We start from the raw sequence: 23,656 nt of genomic DNA, 5'->3' as shown, positions 1-23,656 counted from the left end.
ACGCAACAAATTGGCAAATATGCGCGAAACGCGTCATATCACGCGGTAGGTTCGAGCTTGCGGTACTGGTTGTAGTGGCGAATCGCGCGGTGGGGATCGCCTAGCGCCTCATGCAGGCGAGCCGCGTTGTAATGGGCATCGGCAAAGTCCGGCGCGAGGTCGATGCAGGCGTGATAGCTCGCAAGTGCCTCGCGCTGCGCGCCGGCGTCCTCGAGGGCCACGCCGAGGTTGAAGTGCAGCACGGGATGATCGGGCAGCCGCTGCAGCGCGGCGCGATAGAGCAGGATTGCTTCTTCGAAGCAGCCGCCGTCGCAGAGCAGGCAACCGAGGTTGAGGTAGGCGTCGAGGAACGCCGGATCCGCGGCGATCGCGCGGGCATACGCCACGCGCGCCGCATCGGGCGCGTGGGCCTCGAGATCGACGCCACGTGCGAATTCGGTCGCGGCGTCGAGCCCGTCCGCGCCCTCGAGATCCACTGCGTCCGTCGGTGCGCAGGCGCCCGGCCCGGCCGAGCGCTGCATCACCAGCACCTTGCCCTCGCCCGCCGCCGCCCGCTCCTGCCGCGCATCGAAGTCGAGCACAAACTGCCCGGTGTCCACCTGCCACTGGCCCTGCCGGTCGCGCACGGTCACGTCCCGCCCCGCGGCCGCCACGCGCAGGCCCGTTGGCGGACGCCCCTGCTGCCCGAACTCCTGCAGGCGGCGCAGCGAACGCGTGATATGGCGCGTGGGCACATGCGACGCGCGCAGCGACTGCGCGGTGCGCAACAGCACCACGTCCTGGAACGTAAAGCGATACTCGCGCCGCGGCCCGCGCCGCGGGGCCACCACGCCAGCCGCGATCAACGCCGTGACGACCGTGCGCGAAATGCCGAGCAGCGCCTGGACGTCGCGCATCGTGTAGGCATCCATTGCCGGGTCAGTTCTCCCTCATCGTTGGCGTTTGCGCGTTGGTGCGTGGGCGCGTTGGCGTGGGCATTCGACGTTCGCCTACTTGCGCGCGGCGCGCTTCGGCGCGGCCGCCGGTGCCGGCGCCACCGCGCGCTTCGCGGTCTTGCGCGGCGCCGCGGTCTTCTCCGCGGCATCGCCCTTCTCCGCCTTGCCGCCCGCCGCCTTGCCGCCCAGACTCGCCGCGGGCTGCCGCTTGTTGGCGCCGATACTCTTGCGCAGCGCCTCCATCAGGTCGATCACCTCGCCACCGGCCGCGGGAGGCGCCTCGGCCGCCACGGTAATCTTCTTGCCCGCGATCTTCTTGTCGATCTGTTCCAGGATGCGCTGCTTCTCCTCGTCGACATAGGCCGACGCATCGTAGCCCTCGACCGAGTTCTGTTCGATCAGCTGCTGCGCGAGCGCGAGCTCGGCGGGTTGCACATCGGTGCGCTCGACATGCAGGTCCGCCATGGACCGCACCTCGTCCGCATAGAGCAACTGCTGCAGGATCAGGCCGTCCTCGCCCACGCGAATCTGCACCATGTACTGCTTGCCCTTCCACGACCACTTGGCCAGTGCGCAGGTGCCGCTCTCGCGCATGGCCTCCGCCAGCAGGTTGTACGGTTTGGCGCCGCGCTTGTCGGGGCCGAGGTAGTAGGCCTTGTCGAAGTAGATCGGGTCGATCGCATCGATCGGCATGAATGCGACGATGTCGATGGTCTGCTGGGCCGCCTCTTCGAGCGCGTCGAGCTCCTCGGGCGTAAACGTGACATAGCGGTCTTTCTCGAACTCGTACCCCTTGACCATGTCCGCGCGGTCGACGACCACGCCTTCCTTCAGGCAGATGTACTGCTGCCGCAGCCGCGAGCCGCAGCCCTTGTGCAGCAGATTGAAGCCGATGGCCGACTTGCTTTCCGTGGCCGAATAGACCTTCACCGGAATCGACACGAGACCGAAGCTGATGGACAGCGATGCAATGGAACGGGCCGCCATGGGTATCTCCTCCAATGACGCAAGACCACGAAACGACATGTTCCTGAAGGTTAGTCCGCGCCACGCGAGCCCGCCAGCGGACGTACGCTGACAAGGCAAGTGCCGCCGGCACCGCCTGCCTGCGTTCAGCCCCCCGCTGCCGCCACCGCGCGGCGATCGCGTTCGGCACGCCGGAACGCGCCCGGCGCCACCCCGAAGTGCTGCGCGAACAGCCTGCCGAACGCGGCCTGCGAGGCATAGCCGCACTGCTCCGCGACCGCGGCCGCCGACAGGTTGCCCTCGCGCAACAGCCGCGCCGCGCGGTCCATGCGCAGCGTCGTCACGAGTTCGAGCGGGGTCACGCCCCCCACCTGCGTGAAATGGCGCGCGAGCGTGGCACGCGACATATTGCAGACGGCGGCGATACCCTCGAGCGTCCACGCCTGCTCCGGCGCGCGCACGATCGCCTCGATGGCGGGCGCGAGCCGCGCATCGGCCAGCAGCGCAAACAGCGTGTGGGCCACGCTACCGCGCGACATGATCGTGCGCATGAGTACCGTGAACAGCGCCGTCGAGAGATCGGCCACGATCGCGGCGCTGCCGGGGCGCGGCATGCTGGCTTCGGCATGCATCATGCCGATCAGCCCGCGGAGCCAGCCACTATCCCCCGCATTGGCACCCGCACTGGCACCCCCATTGCCTCCATTGGCCGACGCGGTCGGCACATGCAGGTACTCGGGCAACGTGCGCAGCAGCAGCGTGGACGACGGACTGAGGATAAACGTGCCGCACAGGATGTTGAGCGGTTCCGCGGCGCCCTCTACCAGAACCTCCGTCACCACTCCATTGAAGCTCAGCGTCGGCGCCTGCCGCGCGCCACGGTGCATCGCGCGCAACGTATGCGCGGCGCCGTGCGGAAACAGCAATACGTCGCCGGCCACGAGCCGCACGACCTGCCGGCCCACCGCGAGTTCGGCATTGCCATCGAGAATCACGTGATAAGGCACGTGCCCCGGCGCCGCCTGCTCGTTGTGCGCGGACCAGGCACCGGCCACGCGGCACTGCAGATCGACCGTGCCGGATGGGGACAACAAACGAACGAAGTCGCTGAGCGAATCCATGAGACAAGGCGTCGGTGAGACGATCGAGCAAAAAGTTGCGCCGATTCTAACTCATTCGCTTCGACTGGGGGCCTACTATTGAGTCCAAGGAAGCGCCGCACACCAACCAAGCGCGCAACCCAACGCAACCAGGAGAATTCATCATGTCCCGTCTTCAAACGATCGCCGTTACCGAAGCCACCGGCCAGACCGCCGAACTGTTCACCGCCATCAAGAAGGCCGTCGGCAAGGTGCCGAACGCCTATGCCACCATCGGCACCAATGCTCCCGCCGTACTGGCCAATGCGCTGGGCACCGGCCAGGTGCTCAAGCAAGGCACGCTGTCCGCCCGTGAACTCGAGGCCATCAACCTGTCCGTCAGCGAAGTCAGCGAATGTGATTATTGCCTGGCCGCCCATACGCTGACCGGCAAGATGTCCGGCTATACGGTCGAGCAGACCCAGCAACTGCGCCGGGGCAGCTTCCCGGACGACGCCAGGATCGACGCATTGGTGCATTTCGCGGTGGAAATCGTCAGCACGCGTGGCACGGTGCCGGCGGCAACGGTCGAGCGCGTCAAGGCGGCCGGTTACGATGACCGCCAGATTGTGGAAGCGATTCAGGCCATCAGCGCGATCCTGTTCACGAATATGATCAATCGCGTCAACGACACCACGCTGGACTTCCCGGCCGCGCCGGCGATTTGATCCAGGTGTGAGCGACCCGCGCCCCGCATATTTCGTACCCCGGAATGGCGGGCGCGGGTTTTCCCGAATCATCTGGCAAACGGCACAGATAAGATATTCTCATTATGTCCAAACATTAAATTTCGATTATTCACCCATTCGGGGGGAATGCACTTAAGTCAACAAAATCGCCAGTTAAATTGTATCTAATACGTATCACAATAAAATTTAATTCACTTTTCTTAAAGTCACGATCAAAATAGTCGTGACGATGCTGTCGCGGATGCCATCGTCAAGCGTGACAACGTCTGGCGGTCCGCCGTCCAAACCGTTTGGTCACAATCTGATATAGCGGCCCGGTTCATCAATTCGAGGTCGATCAGAAGAAAATCCGCCTTTGACCTCAGGGGATGACGCCGTGAAACACTACAACAGGGATAACTTTCTGCTCACACAGAGCATTGGCTTTCACTTAAACAAGGCCCGAAATTGCCTGCTGATGGAAATGGACTGCGCATTGCGTCCGCTCGACATCAATGGCCAGCAAATGGGCATTCTCATGACGCTGATGCGGGGGGCCGCCTCCACCCCGTTCGAAATCAGCAAGATGATCGGCATCGACAGCGGCCTGATGACGCGGATGCTGGACAAGCTCGAAGAGAAAGGTCTCCTCGCCCGCAGCCGCAGTATCGACGATCGCCGTGTGGTCAATCTGGAACTGACCGACAAGGGAAGAGCCGTGGCCGAGCAGATTCCCGAGATTGCGCCGGAAGTGCTCAATGAACGGTTAAAGGCGTTCTCCGATACCGAATTCGCGGAATTCGGGCGCCTGCTGCAGAAATTCGCGACGCGGCATCAATGACCTCGTAGGACCCGGCGCCCGCCTGCTCTTTTGCCCCCACGGCGCGGCGCCTCAACAATTCCCACGCAAAACGTCTGCATCCCAGTACAATGCGCGCCAATCGCGCGCTAATGCACCGCACGCGATCAGCGATTGCAGGTGCCCATGCCGTTTTTGCATGGGTTAAACGGGAAACAGGTGAACCGTCTTTGCCCTCAGGCCAAACGGTAATGCCTGTGCTGCCCCCGCAACGGTAAGCAGGATCAGGATATCGCCACGCTGGCCGCGTCGATCGCGGACGGCAGTCACTGTACGGCAAATCACCGCGCGGGAAGGCGGCGATTATCCCGGGACCCACATGGGACCCAGCCTGCAAGCCCGGATACCGGCCTGTGGTCATCATCGTTCCAGACAGCACGGGCGGGGTCGCCCGGCATTCGATGAAACGCCACGCCATTCACGCCGTTCAGGCAATAGGCCGCCCGCGCGCGGCCATGCCCATCTGCCGGGATCCCCGCAGGTACCCATTCGCCGCGCAGCCACGCGGGCTCGCCGTCTCCACGCTGTCGCTGGGCGTCATTGCCGCGCTGCAGCTTCCGCAGAACGCCGCGGCGCAGGATGCGGCGTTGCCCCCGGTCGTGGTCAGCGAGTCCGCCTATCCCGGCCTGGCGCTGACGACGCCGGAAACCACCGGCAGCCGCCTGGGCCTCACACCGATGGAAACGCCCGCCAGCGTCGAAGTACTGTCCGGCGAAACCATTCGCGAGCGCGGCGACCAGACCGTGCGCGAGGCCGTGACGCGCGCCACCGGCATTACGGCCAACCCGGCGCCGGGCAACGGCGGCACCGCCCTCGCCGCGCGCGGCTTTGCCGGCCAGGGCTCGGTCATGCAGCTCTACGACGGCACACGGCTCTATGTGGGCGCGGGCACGGTCACGTTCCCGTTCGACACCTGGTCGGCCGAGCGTATCGAGATCCTGCGCGGCCCGGCCTCCGTGATGTACGGCGAAGGCGCGATCGGCGGCGTGATCAACGTCGTACCCAAGAAGCCGTTCTCGGGTCCCATCCAGAACGAGCTCCAGATTACCGGCGGCTCGCAGAAGACCGCGCGCGTGGCCTTCGACAGCGGCGGCACGGTCAACGAGAACCTGTCCTACCGCTTTGCCACCGCGTATAACCGCTCGGCCGGCTGGGTCGATCGCGGCGACTCGCGCAACCTCATGGTCTCCGCGGCTGTCCGCCTGGACGTCTCGCGCGATTTCAACCTGACGCTCTCGTACGACGATGGCAGCCAGCATCCGATGGAGTACCTCGGTACGCCGCTCGTCAATGGCAGCCTCGATCGCTCGCTGCGCAAGAAGAACTACAACGTCGCCGATGCCGATATCACGTACCGCGACCGCTGGACGCGGCTGGCCGCCGAATGGACGCCCAACGAGCGTGTCACGGTGCGCAACCAGTTCTACTACCTGACGAGCCAGCGTCACTGGCGCGACAGCGAGACCTACACCTATCTGCCCGCGACGGGACAGGTGCGCCGCACCGACTACCTCGAGATCCTGCACGACCAGGAACAGGTGGGCGACCGCGCGGACCTGACCATAAAGAGCCGGCTGTTCGGTCTCGACAATACGACGACGGTCGGCTTCGACGTCAACCGCATCAACTTCACGCACACGAACAACTCGCCGTATGGCGGGTCGTCGGTCGTCGATGCGTACAACTTCAACCCCGGCATATTCTTCAGCCCGCCGGGCGTGTTCACCACGCCGCGTTACCGCACGCACACCACGCAGTACGCGCTGTTCGGCGAGCATCGCATTGCGCTGACGAAGCAATGGTCGATCATCGGCGGCGTGCGCTTCGACCATGCCGACTTCACGCGTAACGATCTGATCGCCGGCACGGGCTGGGACAAGACCTTCGCCAACACCACATGGCGCGCGGGCACGGTGTACCAGTTCACGCCGGATCTTGCCGTGTACGCGCAGTACGCGACGGCAACCGATCCGCTCGGCGCGCTGGTCACCACGTCCGATGCGCAGCGCAATTTCAATCTCGCCACGGGCAGGCAGGCCGAGGTGGGCGTCAAGCAGTCGTTCTGGAACAAGCGCGGCGAATGGACGTTCGCGGCGTACGAGATCCGCAAGAACGACCTGCTCTCGCGCGATCCGCTGAACCCCACGATCGTGCAGCAGGTCGGCGAGCAGTCGTCGCGCGGGCTGGAAGCGTCGGCGAGCATCGAGGTGGTGCGTGGACTGCGGCTCGACGTCAACGGCACGGTGCTGCGCGCGCGGTACGAGGACTTCAACGAATCGGTCGGCGGCCGGCTGGTCTCGCGCGCGGGCAATGTACCCACGAGCGTCCCCCAGCAGGCGGCCAATGCGTGGCTGACGTGGGCGTTTCTGCCGCAGTGGCAGTTTGGCGCGGGGTTGCGTTATGTCGGCGGGCGGTATGCGGACAACGCGAACACGGTGCGCGTGCCGAGCTATACCGTCGTGGATTCGGTGCTGTCGTGGCGCGTGACGAAGCAGGCCGCGCTCTCGCTGCGCGTGTACAACCTGTTCAATCGCGACTATGCCGAGGCGGTGGCCAACGGGGGCCAGCAATGGCTGCTTGGCCGGCCGCGCTCGGCGGAGTTGTCGGCCAACTTCTACTTCTGACGCATGTGGCATACCTTGCGCCGCTGGCTCTATCTGATCCATCGGTGGATGGGCATTGCCGGCTGCGTGCTGATCGCGATGTGGTTCGTGTCGGGCGTCGTCATGATGTACGTCGCGTTTCCGTCGCTGACGGACGGTGAACGCATGGCCGGGTTGCCGCCGCTCGGCATGGCCGCGCCGCCCTCCGTTACGCCGAACGCCGCATTGCAGACGGCCGGCATCGGCACGTTTCCCCGCAGCCTGCGCCTCGAGATGGCTGGCGACCGCGCGGTCTATCGCATCGTGGACCGCCAGGGGCGGCCGCATACGGTCGACGCGACGGATGGCACGCGGATCGAGCGCGTCGATGCGGAAACCGCGCGCGCGATCGCGGCGCGATTTGCCGATGCGCCCGATGCTTCGTCGCGGTGGATAGAGACCGCCGAGCGCGACCAGTGGACCGTGCCGAACGGCCTCAACGCATGGCGGCCGCTGCATCGCATCGCCATCGACGATGGCCTCGGTACCGAACTCTATGTTTCCGCGCGGACCGGCGAGGTCATGCGCGATACGCATCGCCCCGAGCGCTTCTGGAACTGGCTCGGGTCCGTGCCGCATTGGCTGTACTTCACGCCCATCCGCAAGGATCCGCCGCTGTGGCGGCAGGTCGTGCTGTGGACCTCGGGGCCGTGCGTGGTGGTAGCGCTGACGGGAATCTGGATCGGCATTCTGCGGCTGCGCGTGCGGCGCCGCTTTGCGCATGGGAGCGTGGGCGGCGTGTCGCCCTATCACGGATGGATGGCGTGGCACCACGTGGCCGGACTGGCCGGTGCGCTGTTCCTCGTGTTCTGGCTCGTGAGCGGCTGGCTGTCGGTCAATCCGAACCAGTGGTTCAACGCGCGGGCGTTCGACGAGGCCGCGCAGCAGCGCTATGCGGGCCATGGCGCGGCGAGCTTTCCGGAACCCGCATGGCGCGAGATCGCGGCCCGCGTGCCCGATGCGCGCGAGCTCCGTATGATATGGGTCGCCGGACGTGCGCAGGTACTGGCCGGCGACAGCCTTGGCCGCACGCATACGCTGGACGCGACCACGGGCGCGCCCGTGACGTGGCCGCTGGGCGAACTGGTACGCGCGGCGGCAATGCTGGTGCCCGACGCTCACGTCGTGGACGGCACGCTCCAGCACGAGGACGATCTGTACTGGTACCGCCACCACGCGCCGCGCGCGCTGCCGGTACTGCGCGTACGGTTCCACGATGCGGCGCGCACATGGGCCTATATCGACCCGTCCACGGGCCTCGTGGCCGGCCGCTCGGACGACAACCGGCGGCTCTACCGATGGCTGTTTCATGCGGCGCACAGCTGGGATTTCAATGCGCTATTGCGCTACCGGCCCGCGTGGGACGTGGTGATGTGGAGCTTGTCGCTGATCGGCGCGGCGATGTCGGTCAGCGGCATCGTGGTCGGCTACCGACGGCTGAAGCGGAAGATCGCCTGAGCCGTCAGCCGACCGGGACCAGGCCGTCTACCGCGCGCCACCCCTGCTCCGCGGCCGCGGTCAGCGATGGGCTCCCCGCGCTGTCGCTATTGGCAATCCGCACGTTGCCGATGCCCTTGCCCGCCTGCGCCAACGCGGTCTGCAGCGCGGCATCGTCGGGCGACAGCGCGCCCGGCATATAGCTGTAGCCATGTGCCCACCGATTGACCGTGATCCCCCGCACCACATCGCGCGACGCAAAGCCGCCCGCGCCGAGCATGCGGTCGAGTTGCGCGCGGATGCCGCGCTCGAGTTCGTCGTATGGCGTGCCGAGCAGCAACGCGCGGCCCGCGCGGAACCGCTCGCGCGCGCTCATGCCGCTGTCGGGCACGGTCGGCACATAGAGCATATGCAGCACCGCCGGATCGTCGGGCGTCGCGACCGCCGACGCGCTGGCAGCCACCGGCGGTTCCAGCCACAGGTCCGTGTACGCCATCGCCGGCGCATGAATCCGCCACGCCTTGAGCGCGGCAAACGCACGCCAGTGGTCGAGCGCCACCTTCGTATAGATCAACGGCGCCTTGACCTCCGCGCGCAACGCATCCTTCTGCGCCGCCGGCAGTGTCGGCAGGATGAATGGAATCATCATGTTGTAGCCCGCGAGCACCACATGCTGCGCTTCCACGCGATGCAGATTGCCGCGCCAGCCATAGGTGACCCGTGTGATGCGCGTATCGGGCTCCACGGCGATCGCCGTGGCCTCCAGCCGCACGCGCACCGCGTTGCCCTCGCGATCGAGGCGGCCATAGTCGAACGCCGCGCGTCCGATGTCCTCGGCCTTGCCAGCAGACGCCACGCCGGGCACGAGATCGCGCACGAGCAGCCGCGCGAGCGACGCATTGCCGTCGGGAAACCACAGCCGCGACGCCGGCGACTTGCCAAGACGCGGGTCCAGCGCCGGCGCGGGCATGCCGGCCCCGGCCGGCAGACCGATCGAAATCGCCTCGCCAACCGAGATACCGTCGGCGTCGAGCGCATAGGCATCGTTGCTGCGGCTGCGCAGAAAACGCAGGCCGCCAAGACCGAGGCCCGCCCGTTCGCGCAGGAACGTCGCATACCGCGTTTGCGCGAGATAGGCCGTACGGTCGCCGGCTGCCATACCGGGCAGATAATCGACACCGCCGTCCGCCAGCCTGCGCAACGCGGCGCGATCCTGCGCGCTCAACGGGGCGGCATCCAGATGCTTCTGCCATGCATCGGGCATGGGCGGCTGCCCTCCACCCGCACGCGCGCCGATCAGGTCCGCAAACGGATCGCCCGCGACAAGGCGGTCCTGCCCGAAATGGTCGGCATCGAAATACACCGCGCGGCCCATGCCGAGCGCACCGAACGGCGTTTGCGGCTGCGCCGGCGCGCGCGCGGCATCGAGCCCGACCCCGGCCAGCAGCGCGCGCACCGCGGCATTGCCCGCCGCGCTCGCCGGCATGTCGGCGCTGCCGCCATACGTCACGAGCTTGCGTCCGCGCACCGTGAATTCGTTTCGCTTGGCATGGCCGCCGAAATCGTCGTGATTGTCGAGAATCAGGATGCGCGCCTTCGGGCCGAACTTGCGGCGATAGAACCAGGCCGCCGCGAGCCCGCTGAGCCCGCCGCCCACGACCACGAGGTCATACGCTTCCTGCGCCAGCACGGTGGGATAGGTCGCGCCTTCGCGCGCGAGGCTATGGGCGAGCGTGAACGTGCCCGCATGATTGCCGCGCAGGCCGGTCAGCGCCGGCGGATACGACGCCTGGGCCGCGCCGGCTTCGGCCGCGCGCAGCAGCGCGGACGGCGCGAGGCCGGCCGCGATCGTCAGCGCGGTGCCATTGAGAAAATCCCTGCGGGTGATGGTCATGACGCGGTGTGTCTCTCGTTGTCGCGGTGTGTCTCTCGGTGTGGTTATCGCGCGTGCGCCGCCGTGGCCGCCCGCATCCCCATCGCGGACCGTCGCGCCGCCACCGCGGCCTCCGGCACCGGCGCGGCGGCATTGCCCCAGCTGCCGCGGATAAAGGTCAGCACATTGGCCAGTTCCTGGTCATCCATGGTCCAGCCATAGCCAGGCATGTGATAGTCGGTCGGCGCCGTGCTGACGCGCGCGGTCACCGCGCCATCGAGCAACAGGTTCACCAGCGAAGACGGATCGGGATCTACCACGGTCGGATTGCCGGCCAGGGGCGGAAACACCCGCGCAAAGCCCTTGCCGCCCGCGCCATGGCAAGGCATGCAGAACTGCGCATACTGCCGCGCGCCGGTCCGGTCGAAGCGCCCCTGTTCCAGTTCGGCAGCCACCGCGGGGTCATAGCGGAACGGCGTCTTCTCGCCGCGCACGCCGGGCAGCGACTTGAGGTAGGTGGCCACCGCATCGAGATCGGCATCGGCCATGTACTGCGTGGAGGTCGCGATGACCGTCGACATCGGCCCGAACGACGTGGCGTGCGCATTGCGGCCGGTTCGCAGATACTCGGCCAGCTCGGCCTTCGACCATGCGCCGAGTCCGGTCAGCTGGTCCCCGGTCAGGTTCGTGGCGGACCAGCCCTCGACGATCGCGCCCGACAGAAAATGCCGGCTGCGCTCGTCGTCGCCCTTCTCGCCATAGAGCATGCCGCGCGGCGTGTGGCACGCGCTGCAATGGGCCACCGCGCGCACGAGATACGCGCCGCGATTCCATGCCACGCCCTTCGCAGCATCCTCGCGCACGGGCTTGTCGTCGAGATACAGCCAGTTCCATACGACCATCAGCCACCGCTGGCTATACGGAAAGCGCATCTGCGCAGGCGTATCGGCCTGTCGCACCGGCTTGACCTCCGCGCGCAGGTACGCATACAGCGCGGCCACATCGTCCTGCGTCATGCGCGCGTACGACGTGTAGGGCATGGCCGGGTACAGCCGCTTGCCGTCACGCGCGACACCATGCCGCACGGCGCGGTCGAACTCCTGCAGCGAATATCGACCGATGCCGGTCTCGGCGTCCGGCGTGATGTTCGTGGAATAGACGGTGCCCGCCCCCGTGCGCAGCGGCAAACCACCGGCCAGCGGTGCGCCACCGTTACCGGTATGGCACGCCGCGCAATTGGCGATCCGCGCGAGATACCGGCCGCGTTCGATCTGGTCGGCGGGCGTGGCAGCCCGCGCCAGTTCGGCAAAGGCGAGCACGATCAGCAGGGCGAGGATGGTGGAGAACAGCCATCGGGCGGCAGCGCCCAAGAGCGTTGTATGGATCATGTATGGACGAATATGTAGCCAACCTGCGGATAACGTCTCGGTATTGCTTTTATCGCGCCTTTATCGCACTTCGATCGCGCATAGTTCGCGAGCTTATCCCGGGACGAGGAATTTCGCCACCATGATGCGCGGCTATCGACGCACCATTCGCCGCAGCCGTCGATACTCGACCACGCTGAATCCCCATTCGATGACGAGCGCCATGACCGCCGCCGGAATGGCGCCGGCCAGCAGCTGCACGTGGTCGTTGAGCGCGAGCCCCGTGGCGATGCGTTCGCCGTAACCGCCCGCGCCAACGAAGGCCGCGATGGTCGCGGTGCCCACGCTGATGACCGCGGCGGTCTTCACACCCGCGAGAATGACGGGCATCGCCAGTGGCAGCTCCACATACCGCAGCGTCTGCAACGGGCGAAAGCCCAGCGCGCTGGCGGCCGCGCGCATGCCCGGCGATACCTGCTCGAGGCCCGTGCAGGTATTGCGCACGATCGGCAGCAGCGCGTAGAGGAACAGCGCGACCATGGCGGGCCAGACGCCGATGCGGCCCAGCAGCGGAATCAATATCGCAAGCAGCGCCAGCGAGGGAATGGTCTGCAGCACGCTGACGAGCGCCAGCACGCCCTTGCCGATATGGCGCCGGCGGTCGGCCACGATGCCCAGCGGTACGCCGATGGCGATGGCCGCGCCCACGGCGCCGAACACGAGCGCCAGATGGCGCTGCGTCAGCCGCCACGTGTCGGCGCCGAACAGCGTGCGCGCGAGGTCGCCGCGCATGTCGCCGGCGCGCGGGGCCGGCGTGGCGAGCGTATTGCCGATGCGGCTCGCGAGAAATTCGCGCGCCACCGCGGCAAACGATTCGCCCTCGATCTCGGCCGCCGCGTTCATGTCGATCATCTGGTCGACATGGATCTTGCCGGCCAGCCCTTCGAGCGCGCGCCACATCGCCGGATAGCGGCGCGGCACGTCTAGCCGGTACACGACGAGCGCGTCGTACGGCGGAAAGAAATGCAGCGGATCCGTGAGCACGCGCAGGTGGTACTTGTGGATCTTGGCGTCGGTCGAGTAAATGTCGATGGCATCGACCTGCCCCTGCGCCAGCGCTTCGTACGCGACGCCGTGATCGAGGCCGATCGGCCTTTGCGGCAGATCGTAGCGGCGCGCGAGGCCGGGCCAGCCGTCGGCGCGGCCGAGGAATTCGTGCGAGAGGCCGAGGCGCAGGCCGGGCTCGCGGGCGATGTCGGATAGCGTGCGCACGCGGGCGTTCGTCTTGTCCGAGACCGCGATCGCGTAGGTGTTCTGGAAACCGAAGAGAATGGCCGCGCCGAGGCCCGTGGGCGCCAGCGCGGCGTTGATCGCATCGAGATCCGCGCCCGGCGGTAATCGCAGCAGTTCGTTGGCGAGCGTGCCCGTGTAGTCGGGATACAGGTCGATGCTGCCGGCCTTGAGCGCCTCGAACACGATGGCGGTGTTGCCGAGGCCCGGCAGGTGCCGCGCCTCGCCCTGCGTGCGCGCGGTCTGCGTCAGGACCTCGCCGAGGATATAGGACTCCGTGAACCGCTTCGATCCGACGCGTAGCGTGCCGGCGTCGGTGGGCTGTGCCCAGGCGCCACGCACGGTCAGGCCAATCACGGCAATCACGAGCAGCAGCGCCAGGCGTCGCACGATCCTAGTCTCCCCCGCCTGGCGCGAGGACCTCGCGCGCGCCGTTGCGGCCCATCGGCGAGACCAGTCCCGCCACCTCCATCTGCTCGAGCAGGCGGGCCGAGCGGTTGTAGCCGATGCGCAGCTGGCGCTGCACCGCCGAGATGGACGCGCGGCGCGAAGTCACGACGAACGATACGGCTTCGTCGTAGAGCGGATCGGATTCGGTATCGCCGCCGCCATCGCCGAACATATCCGCGGCGCTGCCCTCGGGGGTGTCGCCCGCGAGGATCGCCTCGTCGTAATCGGGCTCGCCGAACTGCTTCCAGTGCTCGACCACGCGGTGCACTTCCTCGTCCGCGACGAACGCGCCGTGCACGCGTTGGGGATAGCCGGTGCCCGGCGGCAGGAACAGCATGTCGCCCTGCCCCAGCAGGCTTTCCGCGCCCATCTGGTCGAGGATGGTGCGCGAGTCGATCTTCGACGAGACCTGGAAGGCGACGCGCGTCGGGATGTTGGCCTTGATCAGGCCCGTGATCACATCGACCGATGGGCGTTGCGTGGCGAGAATCAGGTGGATGCCGGCCGCGCGCGCCTTCTGCGCGAGGCGCGCGATCAGTTCTTCGATCTTCTTGCCGGCGACCATCATCAGGTCGGCCAGTTCGTCGATGACCACCACGATCAATGGCAGCGTGGATAGCGGTTCCGGGGCGTCCGGCGTCAGCGAGAACGGATTCGGTACCTTGCGGCCGGCGGCGTGCGCGGCGCGGATCTTCTGGTTGTAGCCGGCGAGGTTGCGGACGCCGAGCGCGGACATCAGGCGGTAGCGCTTTTCCATTTCGCCGACGCACCAGTTGAGCGCGTGGGCGGCCTGCTTCATGTCGGTGACCACGGGGGCGAGCAGATGCGGAATGCCTTCGTAGACCGACAGTTCGAGCATCTTCGGGTCGATCATGATCAGGCGCACGTCTTCGGGCGTGGCCTTGTACAGCATCGACAGGATCATGGCGTTCACCGCCACGGATTTGCCCGAGCCGGTGGTGCCGGCCACCAGCAGGTGGGGGGCCCGGGCGAGGTCGGTGACCACCGGGTTGCCGGTGATGTCCTTGCCCATCGCGAGCACGAGATGCGAGGGGTGCTCGCGGAAGGCGTCGCCGTTGACGATCTCGGAGATGCGGATCATCTGGCGTTTGGCGTTCGGCAGCTCGAGGCCCATGCAGGTCTTGCCGGGGATGGTCTCGACGACACGGATCGAAGTCACGCCGAGGGCACGGGCGAGGTCCTTCATGAGGCCGACGACCTGGGCGCCGCGGACGCCGACGGCGGGGTCCACTTCAAAACGCGTGATGACGGGGCCGGCGCTGGCGCCCACGACGGACACGGGTACCTTGAATTCGGAGAGGCGCTGGGCGATGAGCTCGCTGGTCTGCTGAAGATCGGCATCGGAGACTTGCTGCGTATCTTCGCTCGCGGGTTCGAGGATGCCGTCGCCGGGGAGGCGGTAGTCAACGGGGGGGCGGGGGGCAGGAGGGGGACTCGATGATTGCAGCCCTTCCAGCCCTTCCAGCCCTTGCACGCCTTGCACGCCTTGCACGCCTTGCACGCCTTGCAGCCCTTGCAGCCCTTGCAGCCCTTGCAGCCCTTGCACGCCTTGCACTTGCTGCTCGGATCGCAGTCCCTGCTGGGATAGTCCCTGCTGGGATAGTCCCTGCTGGGATAGTCCCTGCTGGGATAGTCCCTGCTGGGATAGTCCCTGCTGGGATAGTCCCTGTTGGGATAGTCCCTGTTGGGATAGTCCCTGCTGCGATAGCCCCTGCTGGGATAGCCCCTGCTGGGATAGCCCCTGCTGCGATAGCCCCTGCTGGGATAGCCCCTGCTGGGATAGCCCCTGCCGGGATAGCCCCTGCTGGGATAGCCCCTGCTGGGATTGCCCTTGCTGGGATAGCCCCTGCTGGGACAGCCCCTGCTGGGATAGCCCTTGCTGGGATAGCCCTTGCTGGGATAGCCCTTGCTGGGATAGCCCTTGCTGGGATAGCCCTTGCTGGGATTGCCCCGGCTGGGATAGCCCTGGCTGGGATTGCCCTTGCTCGGACGGCTGCGGCCGATAGGCAGCCTGCCAGCCGGGCTGCCCCGGCGGCGCCAGCGACACGGTCTTGCCAACCACGGCCGGCAGCACGATCCGCGGCTTGGCAGCCACGGCCGCTGCCTCGACGAGCGCATTGGCATCCAACGGCGCGCCATCGTCAGCGCCGACGGACTCCACCACAGCCGACCTGCCGCCAAGGCCACCCGCCACACCAGACTCGGCCGCAGCCGTCCCGGCAACAGCCAGCCCAACCGCAGTCGGCGCCACGCCAACAGACTGGCCCGCGCGCGGCGCGGCAACGTCCAGCGCAACCGCACCGGGCTCGACCAGGCCCGCCTCGGCGACAGCCCGCTCAACCGCACCCGGCTCGACCGAGCCTGTTTCAGCAACAACCGGCGCGACCTCACTCGCCTCGACCAAGGCTGCCTCGGCTACAGCCCTCTCAACCGCATCCGGCTGAACCAAGCCCGCCTCAGCGACAGCCCGCTCGACCGCACCCGGCTCGACCGAGCCTGTTTCAGCAACAACCGGCGCGACCGCACTCGCCTCGACCAAGGCCGCCTCGGCTACAGCCCTCTCAACCGCGCCCGGCTGGACCAAGCCCGCCTCGGCAACAACCGCCTCGACCGCACTCCGCTCGACCAAGGCCGCCTCGGCTACAGCCCTCTCAACCGCACCCGGCTCGGCCAAACCTGTCTCAGCGACAACCGGCCCGACCGCGCCCGGCTGGACCAAGCCCGCCTCAGCAACAACCGCCTCGCCCGCACTCCGCTCGGCCAAGGCCGCCTCGGCTACAGCCCTCTCAACCGCACCCGGCTCGGCCAAACCTGTCTCAGCGACAACCGGCCCGACCGCGCCCGGCTGGACCAAGGCCGCCTCAGCAACAACCGCCTCGCCCGCGCTCCGCTCGACCAATGCTGCCTCGGCTACAGCCCTCTCAACCGCACCCGGCTCGGCCAAGCCTGTCTCAGCGACAACCGGCCCGACCGCGCCCGGCTGGACCAAGCCCACCTCGGCAACAACCGCCTCGACCGCACTCTGCTCGACCAATGCCGACTCGGCTACAGCCCTCTCAACCGCACCCGCCTCGGCCAAGCCTGTCTCAGCGACAACCGGCCCGACCCCGCTCGACGCGACTAGGCCCGTCTCGGCGACGACCGGCTCGACCGCGCCTGCCTCGGCCAAGGCCGTCGCAGCGATGGCCGGCGGCACCATGGGCGCCTCGGCCAAGGCGGCCTCAGCTACAGGCCACTTGATCGCGTTCGACTCGACCCACGCCGTCTCGGCCAGGCCCGCCTGAGCGACAACCGGCTCGACCGTATTCGACTCGACCGAGGCCGTCACGGCCACGGCAGGCTGGGCCGTGCCCGGCTCGGCCACAGGCTGCTCTGCCGCAACCGATGCGGCCACTGCGGGCATCGCAATCTGCCGCGCGCCAGCGCGAGCCGCGAGTTCTTGCAACTCGCTCAGCAACTCGAGCGCCTCCCGACGAATTGCCTCGAGCGCCATGGCGTCCTCGCCGCGCGCGGCGTCCGCCGATGCGGACTCTGCCCGCGCCGCAAGATCAGCGTCAGCAATGGCCGAGCCACCGGCCATCGTGCCCGCCGGTGCGGCAATTTCATTCGTCCCGGCATACGCGCCGTCGGCCCGAACGGCAACCCCGCCCTCGGCCCGTGCGGCAACAGCGACGTCAGCAACGGCCGAGCCACGGGCCTCGCCCGTCGCGCCTGCCGGTGGGGCAATCTCATTTGTCGTGGCAACCGCGCCATCGGCCCGAGCGGCAACCGCGCCATCGGCTCGCGCCGCAATGGCGGCGTCAGCAACGGCCATGCCGCCGGCCTCGCCCGTCGCGCCTGCCGGTGCGGCAATCTCGTTTGTCGGGGCAGCCGCGCCATCGGCCCGACCGGCAACCGCGCCGTCGGCCCGCGCCGCGACGGCGACGTCGGCAACGGCCGAGCCACCGGCCTCGCGCATCGCGCCTGCCGGTGCGGCAATCTCATTTGCCGTGGCAACCGCGCCATCGGCCCGAGCGGCAACCGCGCCGTCGGCTCGCGCCGCAGCAGCGACGGCAGCAACGGCCGAGCCACCGGCCTCGCGCATCGCGCCGGCCCGTGCGGCAATCTCATTTGTCGTGGCAACCGCGCCATCGGCCCGAGCGGCAACCGCGCCATCGGCCCGCGCCGCGACGGCGACGTCGGCAACGGCCGAGCCACCGGCCTCGCGCATCGCGCCTGCCAGTGCGGCAATCTCGTTTGTCGTGGCAACCGCGCCATCGGCTCGCGCCGCAATGGCGACGTCGGCAACGGCCGAGCCACCGGCCTCGCGCATCGCGCCTGCCGGTGCGGCAATCTCATTTGCCGTGGCAACCGCGCCATCTGCCCGAGCGGCAACCGCGCCATCGGCCCGCGCCGCGACGGCGACGTCAGCAACGGCCATGCCGCCGGCCTCGCCCATCGCGCCTGCCTGAGCGGCAATCTCATTTGCCTTCGCATCCGCTCCGTCGGCCCAGGTCGCAACCGCGCCATCAGCCCGCGCGGCAATAGCGGCGTCGGCAGCCCCAGAGCCGCCAGCCTCGGCCGGCATCGCAGGCGGCGTCATAGCGCCTGGCCGTGCCCCCGGCGGTGTCGTCACGCGTGCCTGTGCCCCCGGCAGCGTCGTGATGCGCGCCGGCATCCCGACCTGCGGATTCCGGAACGGGCTGCTGATCACCGTACCGCGCGCCGCCGCAGCGGCAGCCGATGCCGCTGCGCCAGCCGACGTCGTGGCGCCAGCCGGCGCGGCAGCGCCGCCCCGTGCTACCGGCACACCAACGCCACTCGTACGAGACGACGCCGCGCGCGTCGCAGGCGCCCCCGCCCCAACAGCCGCCGCCACCGGCTGCGCCGAAGCTTTCGCCCGCACGGCCTCCGCCGGCCCCGCATGCTGAATCCATATCTCGCCCGGCTGCGGCGGCGACTGCCGCGTACGCGGCGGTGGCTGCCATGCCGGCTGCTTGCGCGCCGAGATCGCCTCGATACCTTTGTGCCGCGTGGCCCCGCCGGCCACATCCGGCGTCCACCCCGACAGCGACGACAGCGCGCCGCCTACCGTGTGCGAAGACGCGCCCCCCTCCGCCGCATGCGAACCGGAAGTCCCCGACGATTTCGCCACAGCCCGGGCAACCGCCTGCGCAACCGTCTGCGCAGCCGTCTGCGTGTCCCGCCCGTCCGGACGCACCTTCCGCCCCGCCTTCTCCCGCGCCTCATGCCGCGCGCTGCGATACATATCGGTCCGCTCGCCAGCATCGGCATCGTCATCGCCCGCCACACGCGGCTTGCGCAACAGCAGCAGGCTGCCCCAGGTCTCGCCAAACACCATCGGCGCCGCCAGCACCAGCACCGCCAGCATCATCAGCAGCGATGCCGTCCATCCAAGGAGGTTCGTCGCCAGCCCCGCCGCCGCATGACCGAAGCTGCCACCCGCAAGCGCACCTTCACCATCGCCCCCGGTCAGCGCTTCCAGCGCGCTGCTGACGCCCAGCACGAGCACCGTACCAAGCCAGACACGCAGCATGCCGCGACCGAAAGGCGCGCGAAAAAACGGACGCTCGCGCGCAATCACGCGCAACGCCAGTCGCCAGACAAGCGGCGCGATCCACAAGGTCGACAATCCGAACCAGCCCAAACCCATGTTCGCCATTTACGTTAAAACTACGGGCAGCGATTGTAGCGGTTAAGTGCCCCGCAAGCCCGCGTTGATTGCGATGAGTTTGCAACCAAAATGCACCGGCACATCGCAGAGACCACTATCTGCGGCCTCTGACCGATGGGCGTAAATCCATGGAGTACTATCGAAAGCAGCCCCCCTCCCCTGCCGCCCATGCCACCTGTCGCCGCCGAACTGCGCATCCTCGTGGTCGATGACGATCCGTTCCAGCGAACGGTCGCCGCCGACCTGCTGCGCGGACTCGGCATCGTGCATCTGCATTTCGCCGGCAACGGCCTCGAGGCCGCCGAACGCCTTGCCGCGACGGCCTTCGACGCGGTGCTCTGCGATATCGAGATGCCCGTGGCCAACGGCCCCGAGCTCATCGCCGAACTGGGCCGCCGCGGCACCGGCGCACTGGCCGGCCCGCCGCCCGTCTGGGCATGGCTCACGGCGCTCGCCGACGATATTCTCGATTCGCATCGCGACCTCGTGCACGCCATCGGCTTTTCCCGCGTGCACGCATTGCACAAGCCGCTGCAACGCGAGGCCCTCGTTGCCGTCATCGACGACGCCCTGGTCCGCCATCAGGATCCGCCCGCCGCGGGCGCACCGCCCAAACCCGCCGCACCCGACGATGCCGCGATCCTCGCCGCCGTGCTGTCCCTGCGCGTGGCGGACAGCCAGCCCGCCAACCCCAGTGCCGGCCATTTCGACATCGAGTGGCAGCCGCAGTTCGACATCGCAACGAACCGCATCGCGGGCGCCGAAGCACTCTGCCGCTGGCACCATCCAACGCTCGGCCGGATCGCGCCGGACCTGTTTATCCCCCGGCTCGAAGCGCTGGACGCCGCCGACCCCATCCTGTTCCTCGCCACCGAACGCTGCCTCGCCGTGCAGCATCGGCTCCTGGCGGCAGGCATGGAGATTCCGCTGGGCGTGAATGCCTCCGCCCAGACGCTATGCCGGCCCGGCGTGCTCGACCGCTTCGAACGGATGGTCGCCACCGCGGGCCTGCCGCGCCGACTGCTGACCGTGGAACTGACGGAGGGATTCCCGGTCGCGGACACGGTCGCGCTATCCGTCGCGCTGAACCGCCTGCGCGTGATGGGATATGGGGTGGCCATCGACGATTTCGGCGTGGGCATCGCCACGCTCAAGCTGCTGGCGGACCTGCCCTTTACGCAGATCAAGCTGGACCGCTCGTTCGTCTCGAGCGTGAATGGGGGCAGCCAGCGCGCCGTGATCTGCCGCAATATCATCCGGCTCGCGCTGGACCTCGGTCTCGAATGCATCGCCGAGGGCATCGAGACGGAAGACCAGCGCGCCGCGCTGCAGGCGCTCGGCTGCCATCTCGGCCAGGGCTACCTGTGGTCGCGCCCGCTCCCGCTCGAGGCCTTCGTGGCAAGCGCGCTCGCGTAGCCGCGGTTATTGCCCCGCGCGGAACGGGTATTTCGCAAAGATCTGCGCCACCACCTTGTCGATCCCCTGCGGATTGGCCTGCGGATCGGCCTCTTCCGCCGCGCCCCGCGCGATGCCCTCCCAGACGAGCTGGTTCTTCCGCGCATCGACGAGGTCGATATTCAGCGTACCCTCGGTATACGTGTAGGTATCGCTATAGAAGCCATACCCCGGCCACGGCCCGTACAACCCGCCCCGATATCCGTAATAGCCGATATACCCCGGCGGCGGCGGCGGCGCCGGATCGCTCACGATGCGCTGGCGCAGCCGCGCATTGAAGTTGACGAGCAGATCGGGCGACTGCTGCGTGTACTGATACCCGCGCTCGGTCATCTGGCGCTGCACCGCCGCCTTCAGGTATTGCGTGGTCAGGCTCTCGTAGCCCTGCCGGTCGGTGCCCGGGTGCGCGACAAACCCGAACGTGCGATACGCGGAGAAGTTGGTGGCGGGATTGAAGTCCGTGCGGATATCGGGCCCGGTGGCACAGGCCCCCAGCATCAGGGACAAGGTGAGGCAGGCGAGCAGTCGCGCAAGCATGATGGCACTCCAGTCAGCGCAGGTGGATGGGAAACCTTCAATTCCATTTGCCGTCGATGCCGCCGATGCTGAAACGCCCTGCGCCGAGCAACGCCACCGCGAGAGCGGCCGCCAGGTACATGCCCTGCAGCTCGAGCGCCCAACCGCCCGTATCGGCCATCTGGCCAAGCTGCTTCGCATGCACGAGCGCGAGCGCGAACAGCATGTTGACCGCGACGATCAGCCCCGCCAGCCGCGTCCACAGTCCGACGATCAGCAGCAACGGCGCGAGGACTTCGCCAATGTAGACCAGATAGGCCACGAACTCCGGCAAGCCTGCCTGCGTGACCACCTGCACCACGAATCCCGGTCCCGCCATCAGCTTGGAGATCCCGTGCAGCAGGATCAAAATGCCAAGCACGACGCGCAGGATGAACTTGCCCAGATCCTGACTGCCTTGCGTACGAGCCATCGTCATTCCCCTCTTGTGCATGTCGTGCCGCGTGAAAGAAGACTCCCGGTGCGAGAAGACTGCCGGTGCGAGAAGACTGCCGGTGCGCCATCGCCCACTTGGACGCCTCGCACAAGTACCTTAGTGCGCGGCAGCGTGAAGGTAAAGGCTCAATCTGGCGGTGCGTTCCATTCCGCGGGCCCGGCGGTCACGGCGCGATGCATGCCCGGCGGCGGCGGCACGCTGAACATGCCGAACCGCTCGGCGTTCTCGGGCAGGATCTCTCCGAGAAAGTCGAGGAACAGCCGCAGCGCATGCGTGACCCCCTTGCGCGACGGAAACACCGCGTGCAGGACCCCCATCGGCAGATCGTATTCGGGCAGCAGCACCTCGAGATCTCCGCGCGCGATCTCGTCCCGGCAGTACATGCGCGGCAGCATCGCCACGCCCATGCCGGCCAGGCAAGCCTCCCGCAGCAGCGCGAACTCGTCGCTGATCAGCTTCGGTTCGTAGGCCACGTGCACCGACTGCCCGCCCTTGCCGAACAGCGTCCACTCGTGCCGCCCCTCGTGGGGCTTCTGCCCGATGCCCGGCATGCCCTCCAGCGCCTGCGGCGTGCGTGGCCGCCCGATGCTGTCGAGCAACGCCGGCGCGGCCACGAGCATCAGCTGGCTCTTGCCGAACGTGCGCACGGCCAGGCTCGAGTCCTCGAGCACGTCGCGCACGCGCAGCGCGAGGTCGATGTTCTCGCCGATCACGTCCACGCGCCGGTTGGTCGCCTCGATCTCGAGCGTAATGCCGGGGTTCGCCTGCATAAAGCCGCCGATGGCCGGGGCAAGGATCACCTGCGCGATCACCACGGGGCAGGTCACATGCAGCCGGCCGCAGGGCTGCTCCCGGGCCAGCGCCACGATCTCGCGCGCCGCCTCGGCTTCGGCGAGCATGGCGCGGCAGCGTTCGAAGAACGCTTCGCCGAGTGGCGTCACGCGCACCTGACGCGTGGTCCGGCGCAATAACTGGACGCCGAGGTCCTTCTCCAGCTGCGCGATGCGCCGGCTCAGGCGCGACTTTGGCACCCCGGTGGCCCGGCTTGCGCCGGAAAAGCTGCCGTGCTGCACCACCTGGGCAAACAGGTAGAGGTCGTTAAGATCTTGCATGGGGGCGGATCGGAATGGCTGTTGCACTGGTGGAACGATAATTTCCATTTTGCCTCACTACCGCTACCAATGGGCAATGGCTATCTTTCGTGCATCCAACCTATTGATGTGGAGCCGCAAAATGACCACCCCGCTGAATATCCTGCAAATCGATTCGAGCGTCCTTGGCGACAATTCCGTTTCCCGTGGCCTGACCGCCAGCGTGGTGGCCGACCTCGTGGCCAAGAACCCCGGCGCGACCGTGACCGTGCGTGACCTGGACCAGGACGCCCCGGCCCACCTGACGCACCATCTGCTGCCCGTGCTCGGCGGCCCGAAGGATGGCCTGACCGACGCCCAGCAAGCCGAACTCGAACGCACGGAAGCGTGGCTGGCCGAATTCCTGGCCGCCGACGTGATCGTGATCGGCGCGCCGCAATACAACTTCGGCATCCCGAGCCAGCTGAAGGCCTGGATCGACCGCGTGGCGCAGGCTGGCCGCACGTTCCGCTACACTGAAACCGGTCCCGTGGGCCTGGCCAAGGCCAAGCGCGCGATCGTCGTGTCGTCGCGCGGCGGTGTGCGTCAGGACCCGAACGCGCTCGACCTGCACGAAATCACGTTGGATACGGTGCTGCGCTTCCTCGGCGTGCCCGAAGTGACCGTCGTGCGCGCCCACGGCCTGGCCATGGGTAACGAAGCCCGCGAGGCCGGCCTGAATGCCGCCCGCACCGCGATCGCCGCACTCAACGACGCCACCCGCGCCGCGGCCTGATC

At 67.7% G+C, this 23,656-nt stretch carries 15 protein-coding genes, 1 pseudogene and 1 riboswitch; of the genes and pseudogenes, 6 read left to right on the top strand and 10 right to left on the bottom strand.

The genetic code is table 11. The features are described 5' to 3' along the window. Positions 1 to 38: 38 nt before the first annotated feature. The 3 genes from FOB72_RS05480 to FOB72_RS05470 form a co-directional block, all read right to left on the bottom strand. Complete coding sequence (locus FOB72_RS05480; RefSeq protein ID WP_150371608.1) at positions 39 to 911, bottom strand: tetratricopeptide repeat protein; 873 nt, start codon at positions 909 to 911, stop codon at positions 39 to 41. A 78-nt stretch (positions 912 to 989) separates the two neighbouring features. Beyond that, positions 990 to 1,922, bottom strand: coding sequence for a Ku protein (locus FOB72_RS05475; protein WP_150371607.1), 933 nt, complete (start codon positions 1,920 to 1,922; stop codon positions 990 to 992). A gap of 125 nt (positions 1,923 to 2,047) precedes the next feature. Then, a complete protein-coding gene (locus tag FOB72_RS05470) occupies positions 2,048 to 3,022 on the bottom strand; it encodes an AraC family transcriptional regulator (RefSeq protein ID WP_150371606.1) in 975 nt (324 codons plus the stop codon). A 143-nt stretch (positions 3,023 to 3,165) separates the two neighbouring features. Here FOB72_RS05470 and FOB72_RS05465 point away from each other — a divergent pair, with 143 nt between their 5' ends. From FOB72_RS05465 to FOB72_RS05450, 4 genes are all read left to right on the top strand, one after another. Next, positions 3,166 to 3,708, top strand: a complete 543-nt coding sequence (locus FOB72_RS05465; protein ID WP_191002196.1) for a carboxymuconolactone decarboxylase family protein — start codon at positions 3,166 to 3,168, stop codon at positions 3,706 to 3,708. A 397-nt stretch (positions 3,709 to 4,105) separates the two neighbouring features. After that, entirely contained in the window at positions 4,106 to 4,549 is a 444-nt protein-coding gene (locus FOB72_RS05460; RefSeq protein ID WP_150371604.1) for a MarR family winged helix-turn-helix transcriptional regulator, read from the top strand. Positions 4,550 to 4,668: 119 nt separating this feature from the next. Continuing rightward, a riboswitch (cobalamin riboswitch) is annotated at positions 4,669 to 4,937 on the top strand. Between the two features lie 85 nt (positions 4,938 to 5,022). Further along, positions 5,023 to 7,191 (top strand): TonB-dependent receptor, encoded by a 2,169-nt coding sequence (locus tag FOB72_RS05455; RefSeq protein WP_191002195.1) that lies wholly within the window; start codon positions 5,023 to 5,025, stop codon positions 7,189 to 7,191. 3 nt (positions 7,192 to 7,194) lie between these two features. Continuing rightward, positions 7,195 to 8,667 (top strand): PepSY-associated TM helix domain-containing protein, encoded by a 1,473-nt coding sequence (locus tag FOB72_RS05450; protein ID WP_150371602.1) that lies wholly within the window; start codon positions 7,195 to 7,197, stop codon positions 8,665 to 8,667. 4 nt (positions 8,668 to 8,671) lie between these two features. Here the strand turns inward: FOB72_RS05450 and FOB72_RS05445 are convergent, their stop codons facing one another. From FOB72_RS05445 to FOB72_RS32925, 4 genes and pseudogenes are all read right to left on the bottom strand, one after another. Further along, complete coding sequence (locus FOB72_RS05445) at positions 8,672 to 10,540, bottom strand: NAD(P)-binding protein (RefSeq protein ID WP_150371601.1); 1,869 nt, start codon at positions 10,538 to 10,540, stop codon at positions 8,672 to 8,674. 44 nt (positions 10,541 to 10,584) lie between these two features. Continuing rightward, positions 10,585 to 11,907, bottom strand: a complete 1,323-nt coding sequence (locus FOB72_RS05440; RefSeq protein WP_150371600.1) for a cytochrome c — start codon at positions 11,905 to 11,907, stop codon at positions 10,585 to 10,587. A gap of 132 nt (positions 11,908 to 12,039) precedes the next feature. Next, on the bottom strand, positions 12,040 to 13,530 hold the full coding sequence (locus FOB72_RS05435; RefSeq protein WP_411859825.1) for a glycine betaine ABC transporter substrate-binding protein: 1,491 nt from the start codon (positions 13,528 to 13,530) through the stop codon (positions 12,040 to 12,042). Between the two features lie 40 nt (positions 13,531 to 13,570). After that, positions 13,571 to 15,076: pseudogene (locus FOB72_RS32925) on the bottom strand (DNA translocase FtsK); the annotation flags it as partial. 4,413 nt (positions 15,077 to 19,489) lie between these two features. Between FOB72_RS32925 and FOB72_RS05425 the strand changes: the two are divergent. Next, positions 19,490 to 20,737 carry an EAL domain-containing protein gene (locus FOB72_RS05425; protein WP_150371597.1) on the top strand — a complete coding sequence of 416 codons (1,248 nt, stop codon included), beginning with the start codon at positions 19,490 to 19,492 and terminating at the stop codon, positions 20,735 to 20,737. Positions 20,738 to 20,743: 6 nt separating this feature from the next. On the opposite strand, the gene FOB72_RS05420 is transcribed toward FOB72_RS05425, so the two are convergent. The 3 genes from FOB72_RS05420 to FOB72_RS05410 form a co-directional block, all read right to left on the bottom strand. Further along, positions 20,744 to 21,313 (bottom strand): DUF4136 domain-containing protein, encoded by a 570-nt coding sequence (locus FOB72_RS05420; protein WP_150371596.1) that lies wholly within the window; start codon positions 21,311 to 21,313, stop codon positions 20,744 to 20,746. A 37-nt stretch (positions 21,314 to 21,350) separates the two neighbouring features. Beyond that, positions 21,351 to 21,764, bottom strand: a complete 414-nt coding sequence (locus FOB72_RS05415) for a DoxX family protein (RefSeq protein WP_150371595.1) — start codon at positions 21,762 to 21,764, stop codon at positions 21,351 to 21,353. Between the two features lie 149 nt (positions 21,765 to 21,913). Beyond that, complete coding sequence (locus tag FOB72_RS05410; protein WP_150371594.1) at positions 21,914 to 22,900, bottom strand: LysR substrate-binding domain-containing protein; 987 nt, start codon at positions 22,898 to 22,900, stop codon at positions 21,914 to 21,916. A 133-nt stretch (positions 22,901 to 23,033) separates the two neighbouring features. Between FOB72_RS05410 and FOB72_RS05405 the strand changes: the two genes are divergently transcribed. After that, positions 23,034 to 23,654: an FMN-dependent NADH-azoreductase gene (locus FOB72_RS05405; protein WP_150373754.1), complete on the top strand. Its 621-nt coding sequence runs from the start codon at positions 23,034 to 23,036 to the stop codon at positions 23,652 to 23,654. Positions 23,655 to 23,656: the final 2 nt, after the last annotated feature.

Origin of the sequence: Cupriavidus pauculus, assembly GCF_008693385.1 — a bacterium.
GTDB lineage: Bacteria > Pseudomonadota > Gammaproteobacteria > Burkholderiales > Burkholderiaceae > Cupriavidus > Cupriavidus pauculus_D.
Note: the sequence above shows the minus strand (reverse complement) of the source record. Positions and strands in the feature narration are given on the sequence as shown.